A 24,020-nucleotide genomic window follows, 5' to 3' on the forward strand; every position below is an offset into this window, starting at 1 on the left:
TATTAATTTTTGTAAAGTCCTATTTCGGCGAATTGTGCGAACTGCTCTCCATCCCAGCTGGATTTAGCCAGAACTTTGAAGTATCGGAAGGTTAAGGGCGCTGCGAAAGCAAAGTTTTGTATATAGCCCAGTTTTGGGATCACATAAGTGGCCTGAGGGAGAAAGTTAACCCCATCAACGCTATATAGAATGTCTACATCTTTTATGGCACGTCGGTCTGCATTCAAAATGGTAAATCCATCTGCAGTTTGTTGCTGTCCTAAATCTACCGTAATGAAATGCGGATAAGATGCCGCTGGTGCTACTGACCACTGACTGTGCCATCCGGTGCTCAGATTTTTATCGATCACATTGGCTACCGGAGCAGTGGTTTGCTGAGAGCTGTAAGCAGCAATCGTCCACCCTGTTTTACTGATCTCATTTTTTGAACCGAAGCTCAGTACCGGTAAACCATCCACAAACTTATAGGTATAAATCGTTTCTTTGACTGTTCCGTTTTCGGCAACGAGTTTCACCTTCATCTCGTAGGGACTGGCGTCTTTATATTTAAATTCGGAGATCGGCATCTCTACATAAAAGCTATCCGTTCCGATCGTTTTTGACTCCCAGGTCGTGGCGTTATAATCTTTATTCGTACCTGTTCCTTCGTTGTTTACATTCGGATCGTTGTAATAAACGACACTGTTTATTTTGGTGTCACTGGTAAATTTCCCGGAAACCACAATGGTACTTTTATCTGCCGAATAATCCGCATAGATCTTATTAATCGATGAAACTACAGGCCCATAATAGGCTTTAGCATCATTATTAAAAATTTGGTTTACATTTAAAATTGCGCAATCCGTGGCGGTAAGAAAGGTTTTAGATTTTCCTAAAGTTCCATTTCCTGCCCACATTAATGCCATTCCCAGGGTGGCATTTTCAGAGACCTTCTGACAATTATGGGGTAAGTTCAGGCCATGTCCAAGTTCATGAACCATTCCTCCAAACCAAACGCTGAAACGGTTTCCTTCAGTATCTGTTTTTCCCATATTTTTGATGTCCATCCCTTCATAATCCAATGCAAAACACCATTTGCCTAAACCATAGAACGGACCACCACTTGGGGTTCCATCCGCTTTAAAGGAATAACGGGGTAAAATAACCAGGGTATGCTCACTTGTTTTCTCCGTAGGATTTGCCGTGAAATAAGCATTGATCTCCGCCTGTACATTTCCTGCACCGCCGCTGTAAGCATAATCACTTTTCGGCTTTGTTCCTCTGATCGTGATGATCTTAACGCGGTTAATCCTCGAATCTGCAAAGAGGCCAAAGGTTTTCTCTCCATAACCATTGCGCTGCATCTCTCCTTTAACAAAGTTTTGTGTCCATAGCATCAGTTCGCTCAGGCGTTTCTCATAAGCAGGAAGCGTATCAAGGTCGTTGGGGACAAAGTAAATTAAGTTGAGGTTTCTGGTCTGCGGACTGGTATACACCGTATCGGTAATGGGCGTTTCCAGCGGAAGGGTATCTCCCTCCACTGCAGATTTTTTACATGCAAGAAAGCAGGTTGCCGCTAAAAGGCAAAGGGTTAACAGTTTGTTTTTCATAGATTTTGTTTAGGGTTGATTGATTTTGTTTTATTTCTTAAGGTTCATCTTTCGCTCTGTTTCTTTTAAATAGTTCCATGGGAATTTATTCCCTTTTTTCTGAGGTGGTACTTTCTCTTCAATTACATTCTGCAACTTCTCCTTACCCTGGATATTGCCTTTAAAAGTATTGCCAATCCACTTTAAAGCATTGTATTGTTTATCCGATTTGTTAAAAATGCCCAGGGAAGTTCCGGCATAATGAAAAGTATTGTTTTCAAATACCACGTTTTTAGGAACGCCATGTTCAATATCTATTAATTCCATTTTCACCGAATCAGTAGTACGGTTATAAAAATGATTTCCGCTGATATAAGTAGAATCGGTAACCAACGCAAAGTTGAAAAGACGCTTCCGCTTATTTCCATCGTTCACACTCAGGTTATTTCGGATGATGCTTCCTGTGGTCATTTTGCTTTTCTCATTGATGGCATCGGAGATCACCAGCATAAAGCCACCTTCGTTGTCATGACTGTAATTGTTTTGAATGATAGTATTGGTACAATTCCCATCGATATCGAACGACTGGCCGTCGTTAGACCAGTCCTGGTTTTTGGTATAAGCTACCTCATTGTATTGAATAAGGGTATTGTCGCTGCTGTGTGGCCAGATGCCAACTGCATTGTCTTTAGCCCTTGTTCTGATATAAAACAACTTGTTATGTTCCACAATGGAACCATCAAATGCTTTCACCACGATTCCATCCCCACCGATGTCTTCGAGTGTACACCCCCGGATGATCAGGTTCTTATTGGGAAACCAGTTTGTCCTGAAACCAAAAGTCCCGTTTCCGCGAATGCCGTTACGGTCTACCCGCAGCAGCTTACAGTTTTCAATCAGCAGGTTTTCAATATTACTCGGCGTAGGTCCCTGGCAATCCCAGAAAATGCCATTCCCTTCGTTGCTTCCTTTTTTATTGTCGCCATTAATGTCGTGGATGTACAAGCCAGACAAACGAATATTTTTGATCGTACCTATATTTTCTGCAAGAATGCGAACACCTGCAGGACCTGTTTTTTGTTCTTTAACGAGGGTATCCTGATTGGAAATGTCGAAGTACTCCAAAGCAATATTGCTCAAGTTCTTTAACAACACGGCATCTTTGAATTTCCCCTTTGCTGCAATAACTGGCAAAGCGCCTTTTCCATAAGCAGTAAAAATGATGGGTTGCCTGGTTGTTCCTGATCCTTGTGGCAAGAGTTGCCCCTCCCATTGTCCGCCTCTTTTAAAGAAAATCTTGTCGCCGGGATTAAAGACTTGTGCATTTACCTTTGCCAGTGATTTCCAGGCCTGTTTTTCGGACTTCCCGATACCGTTATCGTTTCCATTATCACTGTCTACGTAATAATTACCTGCTCCTACAACATTCCTTTCCTGGCCATTAACGGTACTGAAAACTCCTAAGAAAGCCAGCAATAAGGCGGATAAAATAAACTGCTTTTTCAACATATTCTTTTATTAAATTTCACATTAAAATTCGCTTTAGCAGATGCTAAAGCGAATTCAAAGGACGGTATATTATTACCAGCCCGGGTTTTGTTTTAAATTGGGATTCATTTCAATTTCGGTCTGAGGAATCGGCCATGTGGTTACATAATCACCTTTCCATACATAGGGAACAGTAATTCCTCCCCACACCTGATTGACACCTCCATTGGCCGTAAACACTTTTTCTTTTAACGTTCCCCAGCGAATTTCATCAAAATAATTAATCCCTTCGCAGGCCAGCTCTACCCGACGTTCGTTACGGATACGCTCTCTCAGATCTTCTTGTCCCACTACTGTTGTTGCAGCAGAAGAGTTTAATGCACCGATACCCGCTCTTGCCCTTACTTCGTTCACTTTATTGATCGCTTCTCCGGTTTGTTGTAATTCATTCAGCGCCTCTGCCCACATCAGCAATACATCGGCATACCTGATAATCGGGAAATCAATGGCCCCATACTGACGGTTAATAATTTCGGTAGAGCCTTCATAAACAAATTTACGGTACAAATAGAAAAACTGATTTCTGGAATCGCTAAATAGGTCCAATACAGGAGGTTGTTCATTGTTTGCCGGCCAGCGCATGGTGTAGGTCTGATCTGATCCAAACTGAGGCCGCCCAAGGTAGGTACCATAAGGCACAATAACCGTTGCATTTAAGCGGGAATCTCTATTGGCATAAGCCGCTTTAACGCGCTCCTCATTACCCGTAGGTAAATAAAGAGACATATCAAGTCCTTTATTCGTAAAAGTGGTGATTTCCGCTGGGCTGAGGTTATTTCTCAAATAGAAAACCTCGCGCTTATTTGCTGGCATTGCATTGTAACCAGGGATAAGATCATCCCAGTTGAACTTACTTCCATCTGTTTTTTCATAGAGATCAACGAGTGCTGGAGACACATAATAACTATTCCAGGCAGAGCCTAATGAAGATCTTGAACCCAGGTACCATTGAGTCGTTGATCCATATCCGTCTACGGCAATATTCTGCATAGAGAAAATCATTTCATCAGCCTGTTCATTGGCTTCTTTGAACAACGCTTTATAACCACCGGTAAAAAGCGTATATCCGGCTTCTTTTACTTTGCTGAAATCTGCCGCTGCTTCTGCCCATTTCTTCTGGTATAGATACGCTTTTCCACGCAATGCATAAGCAGCACCTTTTGTCACGTGTCCGTATTGACTGGCACCTTTTGAATATTTCTGTGGCAAATTAGGCTCGTTAATGGCATCATTAAGGTCGTTGATGATCACTTCCCACACCTTGGCTTCAGATTCCCGCCCGTTGGTCAGTTCAGTGATCGGCGGACGCTTAAGGTAAACCGGTACTCCTTTGAACAGCTGATTCAATCTTAAATAGAAATAGGCCCGGAGAAATTTACATTCTGCGATATACCTTGCTTTTTTTTCAGGAGCCGAGGGCGATAGTAACGCGATATTTTCAATGGCATCATTTGCCCGGTGAACTCCTTCGTATAATTCTTTCCAGGTATTACTGAACCTTCCACCGGAAGAGGTCGCTGTTCCCGTCATAAGGTCATTACCTCCACGTGCCATAGAAGTGAAACCAAGGCCATCCATCTGATAAAGTTCTCTATCGGAAGCCCCACCCGTCTGAATACCAAGTCTCAATGCCTGATAAACACCCGTCACCCCCAAATCAGTCAGGTTGTCTGTGGTCCACATGGTAGCAGAACTGACTGAGCTGTATGGATTGGTATCTAATAAGCTTTTTTTACAGCTGCTGATGCTCAATCCTGCCACCAGGAGCAACACCATTTTTTCAGCATTAAATATGTTCTGTTTCATCGTCATTTGTGTTAAAAAGTTGCTATTAAACCTGTAGCAAATTGCTTCATGGTTGGATAAGAAAGATTGGCACCTACCTCTGGGTCAAGTCCGGGATATTTGGTAATCATCAGCAGGTTTTCTCCTGACACGTATATCCTCAGTCTGTTCAATCCAATTTTTTTGATTAAGCCATCAGAGAAGGAGTAACCTACCTGAACATTTTTAAGCTTTACATAAGAGGCATTATAAAGCCAGAAATCACTTGGGATATTGGTCTGGTTATCAGAAGAACCCCATTTAAGCCTTGGCAAACCTGCGGTAATATTATTGGCCGGATCATTTGGATTAGCATCATTATAATAGTAATGATCGTCTGCGATTCTGGTACCGATTGCGTTTCCAAGATTGGTCCTGGTACTGTTGATTCCAGACTGATTGTATAAATACTTCATTCCTGTACTTGCAGACCAAAGCATAGAAAAGTCAAATCCTTTCCAGGCTATGGCGAAATTCAGACCTAAAGTATATTTAGGGATACTTGACGCATTGGTAAACTGCTTATCAAAGTTATTTCCATAAACCCCATCGCCATTGGCATCCGCATAGATCAGGTCTCCGTAATAAAGCTGGCCTTTTGCTACGGTACCTACCGGATTGAATTTATATCCTGCTGCGATCATGGATTTCACCCAATCCAGGTCTTCAGGAGTTCGGATCATTCCATCTTTTGGTCCACCATTGATATTGGGGCTGCCATCAGAATTTTTATAAGACCCGTTTCCATTGTACACTTGCAACAGGTATAACTCATTAATGGTATGGTCTTCCAGAATCTTGGTATTGTCTCCCGATCCTACTTGTCCGATATTCGAGCTGTAAACCCGGTTGCCATTGGCATCAACAGTGTATCCTTCCGCTAATTTTCCTTTGTATTTGGTCACACGGTTAAAGTTGTACGCAAAATTACCTACTACAGAATAGTCTACTTCTCCGATCTTATCTTTCCATCCCAAAGTAAATTCCAGCCCTTTATTGCTCATAGACGCCGTATTTTGCGTAGGCGCAGCAGCTGTACCTGCAGTAAGATAAATGGGAGGAGTAGTTAAAATATCATCTGTTTTTTTCTGATACACATCTACTTCCAGGTTCATTTTACCGCCAAAAGTTGTCAGATCCAGGCCAAGATTGGCTACTGTGGTAGATTCCCAGCGTAAGGTTTTGTTTCCAAATTTGGTAATCGCCAAACCGGTATTAGAAGCATTATTATAAGAATAGTTTACCTTATCATAACCGGCAAGATAATCGTAATTCCCCAGGTCGTCGTTCACACTCATAATGTTATTTCCAACCTTACCCCAGGAAGCACGTACTTTCAGGTTCTGAATTTTATCGGCAATACCTTTCATGAATGCTTCTTCAGAAACCCTCCAGCCTGCTGAAAAGGAAGGAAACACACCAAATCTATTCTCCGTGGCAAATTTAGAGGAACCGTCATAACGCAATACTGCTTCAAAGAGGTACTTTGATTTATAGGCATAATTTACACGGCCAAACCAGGAACGCATTCCCCTGTCGTACTCCCTTCCTCCCGAAGTGTTGGCGATATCCGTTGCGGAACCCAAAGTGGTATTGCCATAATCAATAAGTCCTTTTTTAGAGGTTCTTACATCATAAAAGTTATAGTAGAATTGGTTATAACCCACCAATGCACTTAGATCATGATTTCCAATGGAGGTTTGATAGCGAAGCACATTATCAAAAGTAAGGGTGTAATTTTTATTGAACTCATAGCTTGTACTCAGGTCAGCACCAGGTGACAATGGCACTTTCAAAGTATTGGTAGAAAAGTCCCATCTTTCTATCGGCATTGCAAAACTGCTTTGCTCACGATACCGGTCCTGATAATTCACCTTAGACTCGAGTGTTAAGCCTTTATAAAGATTAAAAATCGCATATAGTGTGGAGTTGATCCGTGTTTCCTTGTCCTTACCACCTGTTCCGTTCAGATAGGTTAAAATGTTATTGTTGGTTACAGGTTCTTCTATCGCTGGTGCGAAGCCATATTTCCCTTCATAAAAAGGATAAATCCCCGGATTGGTCTGCCACATGTAATTAAAAGCATTTTCTGTATTTGCCTTTCCAACCGACTGAGTAGAGAGGAAGGTTTGCGTACCCAAAGTCAGTACCTTATTAATTTTAGATTCTACATTGGCACGGATCTGGTACTTCTGTAAACCGGTATTTTTCATGATTCCTCCATTGTCAAGATATCCTGCAGAAAGGTTATAACTTACTTTATCGGTTCCTCCGGTTACGGCAATATTATGGTTTTGCACCAATTGGTTTTTACCAAAGACCCAATCTGCCCAATCTGTATTGGGATAAGCAACATAGTTAGGAACACCACTGGCGCTGATGCCGTTGGGATTTTTGTTGGCTTCCTCCCATTTCTGAATGGTATTGGCGGCATACACTTCTGAAACCCCCATATTGCGGTTACTTTCGTTGGTTAAACGCATAAACCGGGCATAATCTGATATAAAATCAGGTAAGCGACTCGGTCTGGCAAATGAAACGAGACCAGAATAAGTCACATTATTACGTCCGGCAGCACCCTTTTTGGTAGTGATCAGAATCACCCCATTTGCAGATAATGAACCATAAATAGCTCCTGCAGCCGCATCTTTAAGTACAGAGATATTTTCGATGTCGTTGGGATTTACAGCATCCATCGTTCCGACAATCCCATCAATTACCAAAAGTGGATTGTTGTTATTCAGTGTTCCTGTTCCCCTGATACGGATCGTTGCTCCATCTGAACCAGGCTTACCACTTCCCTGCTGTACAGAGACACCCGGCGCCAGTCCGGCAAGGGCAGAAGATACGTTGGTAATTGGCCTTGAATTTAATTCTTTGGAATTAATGGAAGCAACAGATCCGGTGAGGTTTACCTTTTTCTGGGTACCGTATCCAACCACTACGACCTCATCCAGACCTTTTGAGTCTACTTCCAGCATAATGTTTACGTTGCTGTTGCCTGCAACATTGACTTCCTGGGTTTGATATCCAATATTTCTGATGATCAGGACCTGACTGCTGCCCTTTAAAGTAATTTTGAAATTTCCGTTTGCATCGGTAAGCGTTGCGTTAGCGGGCATTCCCTTTTCTGTAATACCGGCTCCTGGTAAGGCACCCTCTTTTTCTTTTACCGTTCCGGTGATCACTTTTGTCTGGGCATTAAGCATGCCTGGCAAGAAGCAAATCACCATACTAATAATGGTCAATAATTTTCTCATAAAACAGGTTTGTATTTGGTTAAGATTAGTTTCTTTGCATTCCGCTTAGCAGGGAAAATGCAATGGATTGTTTTTGATCACGAAAGGATCATCAGGAATGCTCAAGTAAAGTTTAGTCATACAATTTGGTTTAGGATTATTTTGTCCTGGTAGACAAATTATCATTTGGTCAGTTGTAAAGTTGAGCGCAATCGTCCGGAATGAGGGGTGAAATTTGATTGTAAATGGTGGGAATATTGCGTTTAATTGTAAATTTAACGACCAGCGGGAGTTCGATTCTGATTCAGTTATTACAGGGGATATGTTAAAGCAACTGTTTTTTTTCATTTTAATGATATTTCTGCAGTTGCCTGTAGCAGGGCAGGAATTGAGTTTCAATCAACTGATGACTAAAAATGGTTTGTCCCAAAACTCCATATTCGCCATCGCTCAGGATAGTCAGGGTTTCATGTGGTTCGGTTCCAGATATGGGCTAAACCGATACGATGGTAACCGTTTCAAACTCTATAAAAGTACCACAGCTGATACCACTACCCTTTCAGATGATTACATCAACGCTTTATACAGTGATAGTAGAAAAGACCTCTGGATTGGAACATCCAATGGACTGAACAGGTTTGATCCGAAAAAGAATACTTTTGAAAGGATATACCTTAGTGAAGGACAAAAGAATAAATCCAATACCCCAATCATTTCCATTTATGAGGACCGAAAAGGGAACCTTTGGATTGCGGCGAGAAATGGACTTTATCTGTTGGCCGACCGGAAAACTAAAAAATTCATTCCTGCCAGCCTGCTGGGGCTTAGCAAAAGAACAGCAATTGCTGAAATACAAACCTTATATGAAGATGCAAAAGGAAATTTATGGCTGGGGACCAATAAAGGACTGAGTCGCTTCCATTTTGCGAATAACAGGATAAAAGAACTGCAATTCTTTACCCATTCTGCCGGACAGCCAGCAAGTCTGAGCGACAACTCGGTGACGGCCATTACAGAAGACCTGCAACAAAACATTTGGGTGGCCACAGAAAATGGCGGAATAAATCTTTTTCAGCCAGGCACCAATACTTTTTCCCGGTTCCTACATCAGGAAGGACAAAAAAATGGCTTGGTTCATAATGCCGTTCGCAGGATGATCAGAAGCAACAACGGTAAACTATACATTGGTACACAGGAAGGGCTGAGCGTGTTTGATCCCCTGAACAAAACATTCCAGACTTATCAGCACCGTACAGATGTTGCAAGAAGCCTGAACCAGAATTCCATCTACAGCCTTTATGAAGATCAGAGTGGGTCCCTGTGGATTGGGACTTATTACGGCGGAGTAAATGTGGCCTATGCCCATGCTACTAATTTTAAAACGCTGCAATACAAAGAAAAATTAAGTGGGATCAGTCATAATGTAGTGAGTTCCATTATCGCAGATAAAAATGAAAACCTTTGGATAGGAACTGAGGGAGGAGGGCTCAATTATCTTAATCCGCGTAATCAACAGGTAACCACCTACAGGGTAAAGACATCAGATCCTTCAAGCCTTGGCTCAGACCTGGTAAAAATCGTTTATAAGGATAAATCTGATCATATATGGGTAGGTACCCATGGCGGTGGGCTTAACCTTTTTGATCCGGCCACTCAGGGTTTCAAACGTTTTCTGGTGACAGGGAATGACATCAACACCACACGTTCCGAAATTGTTGCCTTACTGGAAGATGAGCATGGGGCTTTCTGGATCGGCAGTCAGAGTGGCATCCTGATTTTTAAGAAGAATGGATTAAACCTCAGCCCATATCCGGAAATCGCTTCCATCAACAGCATCAAAGACCATAATATTAAAGCCCTGTTTGAAGATTCCAGAAAGAACATCTGGATTGCTGCAACAACAGGTTTGTATCTGCTTGATTCCAACCGGCAAAGGCTGCAACTGTTTACCCTTCCTAAAGGGAGCAATAGTGTAAACAACAATGCGAACTATATCAATTGCATTCAGGAAGATTCGGCCGGGAATATCTGGATCGGCCTTTATTATGGTGGTCTGAGTAAGTACGACTTAAAAAAGAAAACATTCAGCAGAACCTATACCAATAAGGATGGCCTGGCCAACAATAATGTCGTAGGAATTCTGGAAGACGAAAAAAGGCAACTCTGGATCAGCACCTCCAATGGTTTATCAAGATTTAACCCAAAAAAGGAGGTCTTTCAGACTTACACGACCAGTGATGGCCTGGCTGGTGATGAGTTCAATTACAATTCTTTTTTTAAATCGGCGAATGGCGAAATGTTCTTTGGAGGTTATAATGGCCTGACACATTTTTCCCCCAGGGATATAGAAAAAAATGAGAAACAAGCTTTAATGGCATTTACGGGGATCAAACTTTTCAATGAACCGGTAAAACTTAACGATGTTGATGGCCTATTGAAACAAGATATCGGATTTACTGATAAACTGGTCTTTCATTATGGCCAGAACAACTTTACGGTTGAATTTGCTTTGCTCAATTACATCAAATCAAATAAGAACAAATATGCTTATAAGCTGGAGGGGATCAACGCAGAATGGATGGAGAGCCGCAGCCCCCTGGCTACATTTACGAACCTCCCTTCGGGGGATTATAACTTATTGGTAAAAGGAGCAAATAACGATGGCATCTGGAGTAAACCTATCCGGATGAATATAGAAATCCTCCCCCCTTTTTGGAAAACATGGTGGGCATACCTGCTTTATACTGCCTTGCTGGCACTCGTCCTATTTTTCGTCACCCGTTTTTTCTACCTCAGAGGACTACTTTTAAAAGATGAAGAACTCCACCAGATCAAGCTGAACTTTTTTACCAATATTTCTCATGAAATCAGGACACACCTGACACTGATCATGGCTCCTGTGGAAAAACTGCTGGAAGGACAACCGTCTGGTTCTGCAATCGGGCAACAATTAAAAGGGGTAAAGACCAATGCCGACCGCCTCTTAAAACTGGTGAGCGAACTGATGGACTTCAGAAAAGCCGATACAAAGCACCTAAAACTGCGCGTATCAGGTCATGACCTCATCCCTTTCCTACAGGAGATTTACATTTCTTTCGAAGCCTTATCACTGAAGAAACACATCCGGTTTTCTCTGGATTATGATCAGGAATCTCTGCAACTGTACTTTGACAGAGAACAAATGGAAAAAGTATTTTTCAACCTGCTTTCCAATGCCTTTAAATTTACTCCGGACCAGGGAAATATCGCAGTGAATGTTCAGACCAGCAAAGACCGGGTACTAATCAGCATCAGCGATACCGGAAAAGGAGTTGCGCCCCAATATCTGGAGCAATTGTTTGTAAATTATTTCCAGGTAGAGGAACATAGCGTTCAAAATACAGGTTATGGAATCGGATTGGCCCTGGCTAAAAATATTCTAGAGCTCCATAAAGGAGAAATCAAAGTAAGTAGCCGGCCTGAAACTGATCAGGAACCGGGTTTTACCCGGTTTGAATTGAGTCTGCTACGTGGAAACGCTCATTTTTCCCCGCGCCAATTATCAATGCAGGCAGTGATCCAGCCGCTTCAAACCCCACAGGAACCGGATGAAATCCTGGAAAACACGTCAATTATCCCTCAAATCAGACAAAATGGAGGGCCGAAAAGACCCACCATCCTGATCGTCGAAGACAATGCAGAATTGCGCGGATTGATCAAGGGAACACTAGACGCCGACTATGAAGTCTTTCTTGCCGGAAATGGACTCGAAGGATGGGACATCGCGATAGTCGAAATCCCAGATCTTATCATCAGCGATGTTATGATGCCAGAAATGGATGGTTTTACGCTCTGTAATCAATTAAAATCAGACGAGCGGACTAGTCACGTCCCCGTGATACTTTTAACGGCTAAGAGCAGCCAAACAGATCAGATCAGCGGACTGACTCAGGGAGCAGACAGTTACCTGACCAAACCCTTTAGTACCAAAATTCTGGAGCTCCAGGTACGCAATCTGCTGGAAGCAAGAGAAAAAATGCGGAAGAAATACAGCAGAGAGCTGGTTCTGGAACCGGGTCCCCTGCCTGTTAATCCACTAAATGAACAGTTTATTTCCAGGCTGATCGGCATCATTGAAGACAATATGGAAAATGAGGAGCTTGGTGTAGAACTACTCTCCGCACAAATAGGAATGAGTCAGTCTGTATTGTATAAAAAGCTAAAAGCGCTGACGGATCTTTCCGTAAATGATTTCTCCAAGTCTATCCGTTTAAAAAAGGCCGCACAGCTACTCCTGCAAAGGCAATACACCGTATATGAAATTGGTTATATGGTTGGTTTTTCGGACCGTAAGTATTTCAGCAGGGAGTTTAAAAAACAATTTGGAAAGACACCCTCCGAATATATTTCAGATCAATCACAACAAGAAGGCAGCTCAGCTAAATAATTTAACCAATTGTTTTGTCAAGCGAACTCCGGATATCTTTTCCAATTTCGAAGTGGAGAAATAAAACCACCTTATGAAAATTTTAAAAATACTTATTGGCAGACCCGCGAAAAGTGTAAAGCATGTGATGCTTTAGAAGATGAAAGGCTCGTTCTTTATGGCATTGAAGGAAGATGCACAATTCTTACCGACTAACCAAACGGACAATTTCTACAACGCTTGCCTCTCAGAAATTTCTCACAGCAGTTCTTTTTCTTCTTGTCCTTTTTCTCCTGCTTCGATTTCTTTTTATCTTTTCCCTTCTTTGACATCGCTACGTTTATTCAGAAAACAAAAATAGCACATACTGATGGGTTTTCCATCAATATGTGCTATAATAAAAAAGCTTTAAGGCTTTTAATCAGAAGACTATCCCTCGTTATATACGATTTGGCCTACATTTTTATCGATCTGCCATCTTCCTGTTCCTTCTTCACCAATCACATCGAATAGTTCCAGCGCACGTCTGGCTTTGTATTCTTCTTCACGTTGTTCTTTGAAGAACCAGTTTAAGAACTCTAAGGTTACATAATCCTGTTCTTTATGGCAACGTGCAGCGATATTTTTAATGGATTGGGTTACACTGATCTCCTGATCTAATGCTTCTTCAAACACCTCACGGAAAGAGTTATATTCAAGCTTGATATTGGTTACTTCAGGCGAGATCGCCATTCCACCCATATCAAGAACATATTTATAAAATTTTAACTGATGAACGCGTTCTTCTTCAGCTTGCTTAAAGAAGTAATCTGAGGAGAAATCGTATCCATTGCGGCCACACCATGAAGCCATGGACAGGTAGATTGAGGAAGAAAGTGCTTCTTTTTTAATCTGTTGGTTTAAAAGCGTCTCAACATCTGTGGAGAGTAAACTTTTTACGCGAATGATATCTTTCATATTACTGTTGATTTAATTCCTAATTACTAAGACAAAAATAAGGGTATAAATCAACAATATTGCATTTAAAGGCAATTCGGAAAGATTCTAAGTCTAATTAGATCAAACGACTAAGCGGAAAAGGCGGTCCTGAATAATGTGGTTTAAATCCAGCATTACGAAGGTTCCCTGCAATAATTCTTTCAGGGCAATGATCTGGAGTAAAGACAAAACATAACAATGATCACAGGCACAGATGAAGATGATCTCCACATCGGCGGATTTATCACTTGTCAACAGGATGTTTTCGATATCAATGTTGTATACTGCTTTCTTTAATTTTAAAAGATTGCGGTAATCAAAACGGGCCAGCTTTCCGGCAAAATCTATATACCAGCAGTTTTCACTGTCTGATTGATAAATTGAACCTTTTTTGGTACTAAATACCTCTTCAAAATGTATTGGAGATGCTATAGCTGTGTTTTGCATTGATTAAATCCTGTTGGTACTGCAAAGGTTGTTATTATTTAGATTTATTCCAAATCAATTGCCTAAAAAAGTTAAATATCTATTTTTTACTGGTTTGCGATAAGAAAGTACTCTCAAAGATTTTATCCGCATTTCCCGCTTCAAAACCTTCTCTTCTATGGGTATTGTTCAGTTCGCTGGCAGGAAGTCCGGCAAATTCAGGTAACACCTTTCGTTCTGCAAACTCTACGTAAGAACCGGCAATGACTTTCTTTTTGCCTGCTGCAAAGCTGGCTTCCACCAATTCGGCAACCGTCGAGCTTTGCAGCAGTGCCCCATCGCTGCTCGTCTTGATCTCTCCACCGGCATCGTTCAGCTTAAATCCGTTTTTCAATAAGAACTGATCAAATGCTTCCAGGTTGTTATACCCTTCTTTCAGATTATGGATACTGATGGTAAAATGGTTCAGGTAATAGCGGTTGTAAATCGTCCATGCGGCATATTCACTTTCTGCCATTAACTCCGTATAATCTTCCACCGTTGGCGTTTCCCAAAGCGGACTGTGCAGAAACTCATCTACCGCGGTTGCATCATTCAGGTCCAGTGCATCTACAGGATCAGCGGTAATCGCATCTGTATATTTATGAATGAGTTCCTGTGCCCTCGCAGACAATTGCGTAACGATCAGTTCACTGATGAAAATACGTGGGAATTCCGGAGATGGTGGGGCATACCAATACGCATCCAGCTTCTTCTCCGAAAAATGGTAAGGGCTCTTTTTCTCATAACCATAAGCCAGAAATACTTTTTCCAGAGAGGCGATCCCTAAATAAGGAACCCCTAAAGTACGGAAGGCCACATGGTCGTTTTCTATCTCTTCAAAATTGCTGATGATTCCTTCGGCAATCATCGCATTGATAATTCCCGCTACATCAGGAACACGTTCTTTATATCGGGTTAAGAGTCCGTTTAATACTCCTTTAAGGGTTTTATGCGCCATTATTTATTTAATTTTATACAATACCTCATCCAGATGGGCCACCAGATCATCCGCATTCTCTTTGGAGAATACCAAAGGCGGTTTGATCTTGATCACATTGTGCAAAGGCCCGTCCGTGCTCAACAAAAATCCACGGTTTCTCATCTCTTCCACAATCCAGTCGATCTCAGGAACGGCAGGTTCAAGTGTTTCCTTGTTTCTCACCAGCTCTACCCCCACAAAAAGACCATGACCTCTCACCTCTCCAATCAGCGGGTGTTTTTCCATCAGCTCTGTCAGGCCCACCATCAGGTGATTCCCTGTTTCCAGGGCCTGTTTTTGCAGCTCCTCTTCCTGTATGACCTTCATCACTGCAATTCCTGTTTCCATAGAAACCGGATTCCCTCCAAAAGTATTGAAATATTCCATTCCGTTGTTAAAAGAAGCAGCAATTTCGGCAGTGACCACTACCGCAGCCATAGGATGCCCGTTTCCGATGGGTTTACCAAGGACCACAATATCCGGAATCACATCCTGCAACTCAAATCCCCAGAAATGATCTCCGATTCTTCCAAAGCCCACCTGTACTTCATCTGCAATGCAAAGCCCACCGGCCGCCCTGACATGACGGTATACTTCTTTAAGGTAATCCGGAGGCAAAGGAATTTGTCCGCCTACGCCAAGCAAGGTCTCACAGATGAAGGCAGCAACACCTTTATCTGATGTTTTAAGCTCCGATATCAGCCGTTCTACATCTGCAGCATACTTTGTCCCCGCCTGCGCATCTCCGTAGCGGTAAACGCCGCGGTACAGATCCGGATTCATCGCCTTGTGAATATGGGAGGGTTGTCCGCCCCCACCTGGCCCGTCGAACTTATAAGGGCTCAGTTCCATGGCGACCGTAGAAGTACCATGATAGGCATGGTCCAGTACAATCACATCTTTCTGTCGGGTAAAATGCCTGCTGATGCGGATAGCCAGGTCATTGGCTTCACTTCCGGAATTGGTAAAATAACAAACGCTCAATGGTGCAGGCAGGCTATCAGTCAGGAGTTTTGCATACTCCAACAGGCTGTCGTGCAGGTATCTGGTATTGGTGTTTAATTTCGCAGCCTGCTGCTGGATCGCCCGCACCACGGTAGGATGACAATGGCCAACATGGCTCACGTTATTGACGCAGTCGATAAAAGTATCGCCCTGATCGTCGTACAAGTATTGAAATGCGCCTTTAACGATTTTCAAAGGTGTTTTATAGCTGATGCTCAGGTTGGCCCCGATCCGCTCTTTTCTTGTTTTTAACAAAGTCCCGATCGCTTCCTTTTCCGGGCTTACTTTTGGAAAGCCGCAGGCGAGGTTAAACTCATTCTGCGCAAGGACAGGGTTGATCTTCAGCAATTGGTACAATAGTTTCCAGGCATCGTTCTCCGATACAAAATGGTGTGCATTATCGCCCTGCGCTCTTTTGCTGGCAGATTGTGTTACGCTTAAACTCAATCTTGCCCCGATCAGGTAATACAAGACAGACAATTCCTGCTCCGTTAAATTATATTCCTGATGATAGGCTTTTAATACGGTCACCGCTGCTTTCAGGGGTTCTTCCTGACGGAACATGACATAAGTCAGAGTAATGGCAATGTTGTGAATCAGCTGGGTTTTGGCAATATCTCCAAAGTCGATGAAGCCGGTAATTTTATCCTCATTGGCCAGTACATTCAGGTCATGGGCATCATTGTGGACCACTGCTGTTCTCAATTGATACATCAAGGGAAGGACTTCCATCTCATATTGAAGCAGAAAATAGGCGGCAATCCTTCTCTTTTCATGGTCTTTGATAAAGTGCAGGTTCTCTTTTGAAGCCAGGACATAGGCCAGGTCCCATTCGTTGTAACGGTAAACGGCAGGGTGACTAAAGCTCCGCAGTGCCTGATCCATTTTTGCCAGCGTACTCCCCAGATCGGTTAACAGTCCGGTACTCAGTACCGGTAGATCCGCCAGGAAAGTCCCTTCCAGAAAAGACAAGATCCGGATGCAGTAATGGTGTCCGTTTACTTCAGTTTTGGTGATGGCCTGTCCGTCCAGATTGAGTTTTAAGGAAGGTACTTTAGCTGCCAGCGGTGTTGCTGATAGAAATTGTAAGGCCTTCAGCTGGGCGTCCAGGTAAGGTTCATCATAAGGCGCAGGATTTACTTTACAAATCAACCGCAGCCCTTCTTTAGTGTTCAGCAGGAAATTTTGTTCTTCATAACCGGCAATTTTCTTTACCTCGGCATCTAGCTTGTAAAATGTGTTCAGGGTTTCTTTAAGGTCTTTCTCAGAAAGTATCATGTGTATTTTCTTTAAGTATAATTAACAAGTGTGCTGCTGACCAGCTGAAATTCTTAGCATTTAATCCCTTACCGGTAAGGGGGTGGTAATTCTCGCGGATGGCTCCCTGTCCCTGAAGTCCTTCTGCGTTTTTCAATAATTTATTCAAAAAGTAGTTTGCTTCTTCTTTTTTGCCGTATCGCAGCAAAGCGGAATAGCCAAAGTAGAACTGATCCAGCCAGACCGGGCCTCTCCAATACCCCTTTAATGGATCAAAACCGGGATGATCAGCGGCCAGTGTAGCCAGGGGAACGGATGTATCAAACTTATTTGTTTTTTTTATCATTTTCAGCACAGAATTGAACTGTTGTTTATCCGCTAAGCCGCACCATAAAGGAAGCCATCCTTCAGGTCCATCTACATCAATCCATTGTCCTTCCAGGCTCTTATCATAATAGAAACCTTTATCTTCCCGAAAGAAAGTCTGATTGATTTTTTGCTTTAACGGGTCAAGCTGGCTTTTCCATTCCTGATGCGCTTTGCTGTTTCCCATCGCTAACGCAATTTTTGCCAGGTACCCTTTTTCGGCATACAGATAGGCATTCAGGTCTACAGATTCCTGGTTTAAGGACCAGGCGTTCGCATTATTTTTCAACAAAACTGCTTTGTCAAACCTAACCGCATTGTCCATTCCACTTTCCCATGCTGCGGCAATGCGTGTTCCATCTGTTGAACCAAACTCACAAAGCCCATTTTGGTTGTGATCCCGGTTTTTATACCACCATTCGTGGTATTTAACCAGCTTAGGGTAGATCGTATTCAGAAAAGAAACATCTTTTGATTGCCCGTAGATTTTCCAGACTGCCCATGCCGCAAGCGGAGGTTTAGTATCCCGCCAGTTGTTTTCTTTTTTATCTGTATAAATACAATCGGCCACCATCCCATGTTCATCCTGGTAATCAAACATGGCCAACATGTTTTCTTTTGCCAGAGCTGGATTAAAATAGCTCAGTCCTACTGCCTGCTTCCAGCTGTCCCAGCTCCAAAAACCATAAAAACCCTGATAGTTCAGAGAAGGGAAAACTCCGCCATGTAGCAGGTCTTTTGATTTACTTCTCCAATTGGTTTGCAGGGTTACAATTGACTTTACTGCGAGCTTTTGTTGCGCCACACTGCTCAGCTGTAGTCCCGGAGCATTGAAATAATCGTTCAGGTATTTATCCCAGCGTCTTTGGTTTGCACGGAATTCCTTATTGAAATTAAACGCTGTGGCTGTTGTAGCTTGTTCTTCGGCCGCATTCAGGTAATAACTCTGGGTCTGTCCGATACTAAAGTGTCCATCCGGCTGAATCCTGATTTCTTCCAGATCGGCCTGATACCCATTGCCGGAAACCTGAATATTCATTTCATGTGGACTATTGAATTGCTGGGTAAACCGATGTTCATTGTCTTTGAAGCTGATGTCGATCCCCTTATCTGCTTTTTTTATCTGAACTCCGGTTAACAGGCTTTCCCCTGTCCAGGACAGTTGTAGTTTCCGCTCCTTTCCCGCCAGATTATACACCCTCGTATTGATCATTGCTGATCTGTTGGAAACAAAGATCAGCTGCAGCTCTACCTTCAGGTCATTGATCCGCATTTCCTGAATCAGTAAACCAGGATAATATTTAAGTTCGGTTTTAGCGCCGGAAAGGTCTATCACCTTTCCAGCTTCTTTGAGCTGGAGTTTGGAGATGGTGTTGCCCAGCCATTCTCCTTTAAGATCCATAAGGAGCGGGCCAATAAAGGCACCATGGTCCTTAGCCGAAGCAGGTTGGGTATAAGCATGCCACGCCCCCAGGTCGGAGAACACATTCGTTTCAATTCTCTCCGGGTTCTGTACCTCAAAGCCCATCGTCAGTACATCCGGAAAATCTGTGCGTGCAGCATCCGAATTCTTTGTTTCGTTTACCATCGCCAATAGTACAAAACCGTATAAACAGCAACTGCGTATAAAAGACATCATTATTTAAAGTTTTTGATTTCGCTGGTCTTGTTAAAAACCGGACGAAGCGTGAAAGAATAACTATAATCACGGTAAGGCAGCCGGTATTGCGGATGCGCCTCAGCACCCCAACTGTTGTCTCCACCTACACCTGTTTGTTTGGCATCAATGTTCCACCAGATTAGCGGTTCATTCGTCATCGACCCACCGTGTACATTGAGCTTTGCGTCTTTATCAAAATCCAGGTGTTTCATGTCAAAATGTAATACCCCTGTGCTGATTTCAGGAGCACCTGTTGCAGAAAGCCCCAAACCTTGCTGATTGGCCAGGGTCATCCACCTCACCCCTGTGCGGTAACCACTTTCCTGTGCCCTGGGATAAGGATGGAACAGGGAATCTGCCCGCATATGGTAAAGGTCGATATGCGCCGCATAGTTACGGTCTGCATAATTGTCAAAAGGGCCCCTGCCAAACCAAGTCACCTGATCAAATTCCGGATTCAGGATTACCCTCATGCCTATTCTTGGAATTTCAGGTAGGCCAAGGTCACCTGCTTTAAGCTGATAATTGACATTGATGCTGCCATCTCCCTTGATCGTGTATACCGTAGTTATGTTTAGTTTCAATTTTGGAAGGGTATGAACGGTTTTCAGTATTCTCGTTTCTTTTGAGGCCTCTTTATCTTCAAAAACGGTCAATTCTGCCTGATCGAAGGCCGTCTGCCAGACTTTAGACCTGATCTGCATGCTGTTTCCGATGTCATTATCTGTTGCTGCCCTCCAGAAATGAGGCACCAGTGCCGCTTTAATCAACTCTTTTCCAGCAATCACATAGCTTTCCAGTAATCCTGTTTTTTTATTAAAGCCAATGTTTACCGCATCGGTATAAAAGCTGATGTTTGCTGAAGTTTCTTTGGTTTTCAACTCGATGGTACGCGCATCGGAAACCATCTCTTTGGCCTTTAAGGGCAATAAAAATTGTGCTTTTGCCACCTTAAATCCTGCTGGCAGCAATTCCGTTGCCTTTGTACTAAAGACCTCAAAGCTGATCAGGTATTCCAATCCGCTTGTAAGCTCAAAGGCTGGGATTTTAAGACTGATTTCTTTTGCAGACTGCGGGGCAAGAGAAAGGTTTTCTATCGTCCCGGAAGCAACAAACGTTCCACCACCTTTGATGTGCCATTTGAAAGTATAATCTTCCAGATTGCTAAAGTCGAACCTGTTCCTTACGCTAAACACATAACGTTGAAGGTCAACTGGCTCAAAATTCACATTCTGATATACTTTCTGCAGCTCATAAGCCTGAGGATGCCAGGAACGGTCTGCAGCAACCAATCCGTCTGCGCAGAAACTCGTATCGCTCGTTAGCCCAACAGTTCCCATATCCCGGCCATAGGCCCAGATGTCATTTCCTTTATCGTCCTTTTTACTAAAAGTCTGATCGGAGAAATCCCAGATAAAACCGCCTTGCAACTGTTCGTGTTTATAGATCAGGTCCCAATCGTCCTGTAGGTTCCCTCCGCTATTGCCCATCATGTGGGCATATTCACATTGAATCAAAGGCCTTTTTTTCCAGGTCTTCACATAGTTTTCCATTACGGTGATGGATTTATACATCGGGCAGAAAATATCTGAATACCTTTCCTCTTTGGTTGCTTCATATTGAACTGGGCGGGAAGTATCTCTCGCTTTCAGCCAATCGTATCCAGCCATCAGGTTTTCCCCAAAGCCACTTTCATTCCCCAAAGACCAGGTGATGATGCTGGTAAAATTCTTATCCCTTTCAAACATTCTGCGGATCCGGTCCAGGTAAGCGGCTTTCCATTCGGGTTTATCAGATAAGGTTTTCAAAGGTGTGAAGCTCATCCCATCGCATTCGATATTCGCTTCGTCTACCACATAGAGGCCATACTGGTCGCATAGCGCATACCATCGCTCCGTATTGGGATAATGACTTGCCCTTACTGCATTGATATTGAGTTCTTTCATCACCTTGATGTCCTTGATCATCCCCTCTTCGGTTACAATCTTTCCATTGATCCGGTCGTGTTCATGGCGGTTCACCCCTTTGATCTTGATCGCTTTCCCATTGACCAGGAAAAGTCCGTTTTTAACTTCTACGGACCTGAATCCGATATGATGACGGATGATTTCTATCGGTTTTCCTTTCTGATCCAGGTGGCTGATTTGTAAGACATACAAATTAGGATGTTCGGCATTCCAGCTTTTTATATCCTTAAAAATGGTGTTGAAGTTTAAGGTATCTGTAATGTCCTTTTGTGTTTTATAAAGCAGTATGGAAGGGTTTTTCGGATCAAATACTTTGAGTTCGACTGTTCCCTTGTCCCTTTTTTCAGGCGCTTTATTGAAAGCAAGGTCGAGATTGAACTTCCCGTTTTTATAGCTTTCGTCCAACGTCGCCCTCAGTTCAAAGTCAGACAGGTGAAATTTTGGTCTCGCGATCAGAAAAACGCTTCTTTCTATACCACTCAGCTTCCACATGTCCTGTCCTTCCAGATAAGTGGCATCACTAAACCGGAATACCTGCAAAGAAATCGTGTTCTTTCCTTTCTTCAGGAATTTGGTAATGTCGAATTCGGTGGGTGTTTTACTGTCCTTACTAAACCCAATGTATGCTCCGTTAATCCAGAGATAAAAGAAAGAATTTACAGCCCCAAGGTGAACGAAGACCTGTTTTCCGTTCCAGTTGGGATCAATTGTAAATTCCCTTTGGTACTGTCCTACCGGATTATCGTCCTTAGGCACGAATGGTGGTGTAGCAGGGATCGGGTATTCCACATCGGTAAATATAAATTTAGCATATCCCTGTGTTTGCCAATGACCAGGCACCTTAATTGTGCCCCAGTCTTTGGTTTCTGCCAGGTTTTTATAAAAAGTATGGGATCTTTCGGAAGGGTTCTTCAGCAGCTTAAACTTCCAGATACCATCCAATGATTTCAGAAAAGGGCTCGATTGCTGATTCATCGCCTGTTGATCCGGATAAGGGATAAACCAGGCATGAGGTTTAACTGCATTCTGAGAAGGGATTAAAGGGTTTTCCCAATCTGCCGGAGCTTGGGCAACCACTGAACCTGCAAAACCCAGGCAGAGCATTAAACAAAAAAAATAGGGTTTGATTAGATTCATGAACAAGGAAATAAAGCATCGTCATGCAGGCATTGCTGCATGACGAATGTGTTAAGTAATCAGAGCGCTCGTGGGTCCATTATGGTGTTGATGGGTTATTGGTCGTTTCTTTCAGTGGCATTGGATAAAACGCTTTATCCGCACTGAACTTTCTGCCCGCTGCCTGCATCTTTTGTGTCAGTAAGCCCCATCTCCTCAGGTCGTAAAAGCGGCTCCCCTCCAGTGTAAACTCCATTACACGCTCGTGAATGATCTGTTCAAAGACAGGTGCTTTACCACTCAGACTAACCTCTGGTAAGCCTGCTCTGCCCCGAACCTTATTGATCCAGGTTACCGCATCTCCTGATTTCTGTTGTTCATTCAGCACTTCTGCATACATCAATAAGACATCTGCATACCGCATTAATGGCACATTGATCGCATTTGAAAAACCAATCCGGTCTGGTCCCGCAGGGATCCATTTCCGGAAAGCAATGGTTTTAGCATTTGCACCGAAAATTTCATTATAAGTACTTCCATATACCCTTGGCGTAGCTGCATCGTTAAAATAAGCGTCGTTAAAATACATGGTCTGGTACACCCTGGCGTCGTAATTACCATTGGCTACCTTGCCTTCTTTTAGCATTTCGGCCAACAGTGCCTGGGTGCCATAGATCTCTCCATAACCTCCCAGTTCTGATGCCGCCACCCAATCACTTAAATAAGATCTGTATACCGCTCCGCTGCTTGCATCTGAAGTTTGCTGCAATTCGAAAATTGATTCTGTACTGTTTTTTGTCGTACCGTTAAACATACCCAGGAAATTATTGTCCAGCTGGTACTCGTTAGACAGGATCACTTTATCCAGCCATTTTGCGGCTTCCGTATAATAAGCAGCGGCATTTGCCTGGTCATCACTTACCCGGTATAAGTTCACTTTTCCAAGGTAAGCCTGCGCTGCACCTTTCGTAACACGTCCTAATTCCGTTGCCGGACGGGCGGACCTCAATGGCAAATCTGGTTCAGCTTCCTGAAGGTCTTTAAGGATAAAGCCATAAACTTCCGCTCTTTCCGCAAAACCTTTGGAAAGATCGGCCTCAGAAGTAGGGACTTTATCCCTGATGATGATCTTACTATAATTGGTCAATAGTTTAAAATGATAATAGGCCCTCAGGAACTTTGCTTCCGCAAGAATCTGCTTTCTACTGGCATCATCAATGGCAGTTGCACTCATCTTACCCACATTTTCAAGCACCTGATTGGCAAAATTGATCCCTCTGTAATTTTCTCTCCAAAGCAGGTCAACGGCATAGTTTCCGGAAGTAAATTCAAAATTATAATGTTCGGTCCACCATGGATAATTGAAAGCATCGGCGCCAGGAACTACGTAATCTTCCCGGTAAAATTCTCTTACAGAGCGTGCTTCTACGTAGTTGTCCCAGCTCACAAAGCCTTCCAGCTGAGAATAAGCTGCCGACAATCCAGACAATGCCCGGTCTTTATTGATCCAAAAGTTATCTACTGTAAGCTGATCCGGCACACTCTGTTCCAGCTCAGATTTTTTGCAACCCATTACTGCCATTAGCAGGAACAAGCCTATATATAGTTTATTCGTTTTCATTTTTCGTTTTTTTATGGTG

The 24,020-nt window shown here is 43.0% G+C and carries 12 protein-coding genes; 1 reads left to right on the forward strand and 11 read right to left on the reverse strand.

The window, feature by feature from the left end; all coding sequences use genetic code 11:
* Nucleotides 1–2: 2 nt before the first annotated feature.
* The 4 genes from AAFF35_RS25240 to AAFF35_RS25255 all read right to left on the reverse strand — a co-directional run bounded on the left by AAFF35_RS25240 (nucleotide 3) and on the right by AAFF35_RS25255 (nucleotide 8,200).
* Nucleotides 3–1,589 carry a discoidin domain-containing protein gene (locus AAFF35_RS25240; RefSeq protein WP_342329293.1) on the reverse strand — a complete coding sequence of 529 codons (1,587 nt, stop codon included), beginning with the start codon at nucleotides 1,587–1,589 and terminating at the stop codon, nucleotides 3–5.
* A gap of 30 nt (nucleotides 1,590–1,619) precedes the next feature.
* Nucleotides 1,620–3,077: a hypothetical protein gene (locus tag AAFF35_RS25245; RefSeq protein WP_342329294.1), complete on the reverse strand. Its 1,458-nt coding sequence runs from the start codon at nucleotides 3,075–3,077 to the stop codon at nucleotides 1,620–1,622.
* 72 nt (nucleotides 3,078–3,149) lie between these two features.
* Nucleotides 3,150–4,922, reverse strand: coding sequence for a RagB/SusD family nutrient uptake outer membrane protein (locus AAFF35_RS25250; RefSeq protein ID WP_342329295.1), 1,773 nt, complete (start codon nucleotides 4,920–4,922; stop codon nucleotides 3,150–3,152).
* 11 nt (nucleotides 4,923–4,933) lie between these two features.
* Nucleotides 4,934–8,200, reverse strand: coding sequence for a TonB-dependent receptor (locus AAFF35_RS25255; protein WP_342329296.1), 3,267 nt, complete (start codon nucleotides 8,198–8,200; stop codon nucleotides 4,934–4,936).
* A 331-nt stretch (nucleotides 8,201–8,531) separates the two neighbouring features.
* On the opposite strand from AAFF35_RS25255, the gene AAFF35_RS25260 reads away from it, so the two are divergent.
* Nucleotides 8,532–12,605 (forward strand): two-component regulator propeller domain-containing protein, encoded by a 4,074-nt coding sequence (locus AAFF35_RS25260; protein ID WP_342329297.1) that lies wholly within the window; start codon nucleotides 8,532–8,534, stop codon nucleotides 12,603–12,605.
* A gap of 408 nt (nucleotides 12,606–13,013) precedes the next feature.
* Here AAFF35_RS25260 and AAFF35_RS25265 read toward each other — a convergent pair whose 3' ends face one another.
* The 7 genes from AAFF35_RS25265 to AAFF35_RS25295 form a co-directional block, all read right to left on the reverse strand.
* Entirely contained in the window at nucleotides 13,014–13,541 is a 528-nt protein-coding gene (locus tag AAFF35_RS25265; RefSeq protein ID WP_069379772.1) for a ferritin, read from the reverse strand.
* A 102-nt stretch (nucleotides 13,542–13,643) separates the two neighbouring features.
* Nucleotides 13,644–14,009, reverse strand: a complete 366-nt coding sequence (locus tag AAFF35_RS25270; RefSeq protein WP_074612862.1) for a hypothetical protein — start codon at nucleotides 14,007–14,009, stop codon at nucleotides 13,644–13,646.
* A 79-nt stretch (nucleotides 14,010–14,088) separates the two neighbouring features.
* Nucleotides 14,089–14,988, reverse strand: a complete 900-nt coding sequence (locus AAFF35_RS25275; protein WP_342329298.1) for a DUF1338 domain-containing protein — start codon at nucleotides 14,986–14,988, stop codon at nucleotides 14,089–14,091.
* Nucleotides 14,989–14,991: 3 nt separating this feature from the next.
* Nucleotides 14,992–17,292 carry an aminotransferase class III-fold pyridoxal phosphate-dependent enzyme gene (locus AAFF35_RS25280; RefSeq protein WP_342329299.1) on the reverse strand — a complete coding sequence of 767 codons (2,301 nt, stop codon included), beginning with the start codon at nucleotides 17,290–17,292 and terminating at the stop codon, nucleotides 14,992–14,994.
* On the reverse strand, nucleotides 17,279–19,276 hold the full coding sequence (locus AAFF35_RS25285) for a trehalase family glycosidase (protein WP_342329300.1): 1,998 nt from the start codon (nucleotides 19,274–19,276) through the stop codon (nucleotides 17,279–17,281). Before AAFF35_RS25285 ends, AAFF35_RS25280 begins: the two co-directional genes overlap by 14 nt.
* Nucleotides 19,276–22,401, reverse strand: coding sequence for a glycoside hydrolase family 2 TIM barrel-domain containing protein (locus AAFF35_RS25290; protein WP_342329301.1), 3,126 nt, complete (start codon nucleotides 22,399–22,401; stop codon nucleotides 19,276–19,278). The genes AAFF35_RS25285 and AAFF35_RS25290 overlap by 1 nt, the downstream gene beginning before the upstream one ends.
* A gap of 79 nt (nucleotides 22,402–22,480) precedes the next feature.
* Nucleotides 22,481–24,001: a RagB/SusD family nutrient uptake outer membrane protein gene (locus AAFF35_RS25295; protein WP_342329302.1), complete on the reverse strand. Its 1,521-nt coding sequence runs from the start codon at nucleotides 23,999–24,001 to the stop codon at nucleotides 22,481–22,483.
* Nucleotides 24,002–24,020: the final 19 nt, after the last annotated feature.

Origin of the sequence: Pedobacter sp. FW305-3-2-15-E-R2A2, assembly GCF_038446955.1 — a bacterium.
Classification (GTDB): Bacteria; Bacteroidota; Bacteroidia; order Sphingobacteriales; family Sphingobacteriaceae; genus Pedobacter.

Bases quoted from the DNA above. Each gene is read 5' to 3' on its own strand.
- AAFF35_RS25290 (WP_342329301.1), bottom strand. From the start codon at position 22,401: ATGAATCTAATCAAACCCTATTTTTTTTGTTTAATGCTCTGCCTGGGT.
- AAFF35_RS25265 (WP_069379772.1), bottom strand. From the start codon at position 13,541: ATGAAAGATATCATTCGCGTAAAAAGTTTACTCTCCACAGATGTTGAG.
- AAFF35_RS25285 (WP_342329300.1), bottom strand. From the start codon at position 19,276: ATGATGTCTTTTATACGCAGTTGCTGTTTATACGGTTTTGTACTATTG.
- AAFF35_RS25270 (WP_074612862.1), bottom strand. From the start codon at position 14,009: ATGCAAAACACAGCTATAGCATCTCCAATACATTTTGAAGAGGTATTT.
- AAFF35_RS25240 (WP_342329293.1), bottom strand. From the start codon at position 1,589: ATGAAAAACAAACTGTTAACCCTTTGCCTTTTAGCGGCAACCTGCTTT.
- AAFF35_RS25275 (WP_342329298.1), bottom strand. From the start codon at position 14,988: ATGGCGCATAAAACCCTTAAAGGAGTATTAAACGGACTCTTAACCCGA.
- AAFF35_RS25255 (WP_342329296.1), bottom strand. From the start codon at position 8,200: ATGAGAAAATTATTGACCATTATTAGTATGGTGATTTGCTTCTTGCCA.
- AAFF35_RS25245 (WP_342329294.1), bottom strand. From the start codon at position 3,077: ATGTTGAAAAAGCAGTTTATTTTATCCGCCTTATTGCTGGCTTTCTTA.
- AAFF35_RS25260 (WP_342329297.1), top strand. From the start codon at position 8,532: ATGATATTTCTGCAGTTGCCTGTAGCAGGGCAGGAATTGAGTTTCAAT.
- AAFF35_RS25280 (WP_342329299.1), bottom strand. From the start codon at position 17,292: ATGATACTTTCTGAGAAAGACCTTAAAGAAACCCTGAACACATTTTAC.
- AAFF35_RS25250 (WP_342329295.1), bottom strand. From the start codon at position 4,922: ATGAAACAGAACATATTTAATGCTGAAAAAATGGTGTTGCTCCTGGTG.
- AAFF35_RS25295 (WP_342329302.1), bottom strand. From the start codon at position 24,001: ATGAAAACGAATAAACTATATATAGGCTTGTTCCTGCTAATGGCAGTA.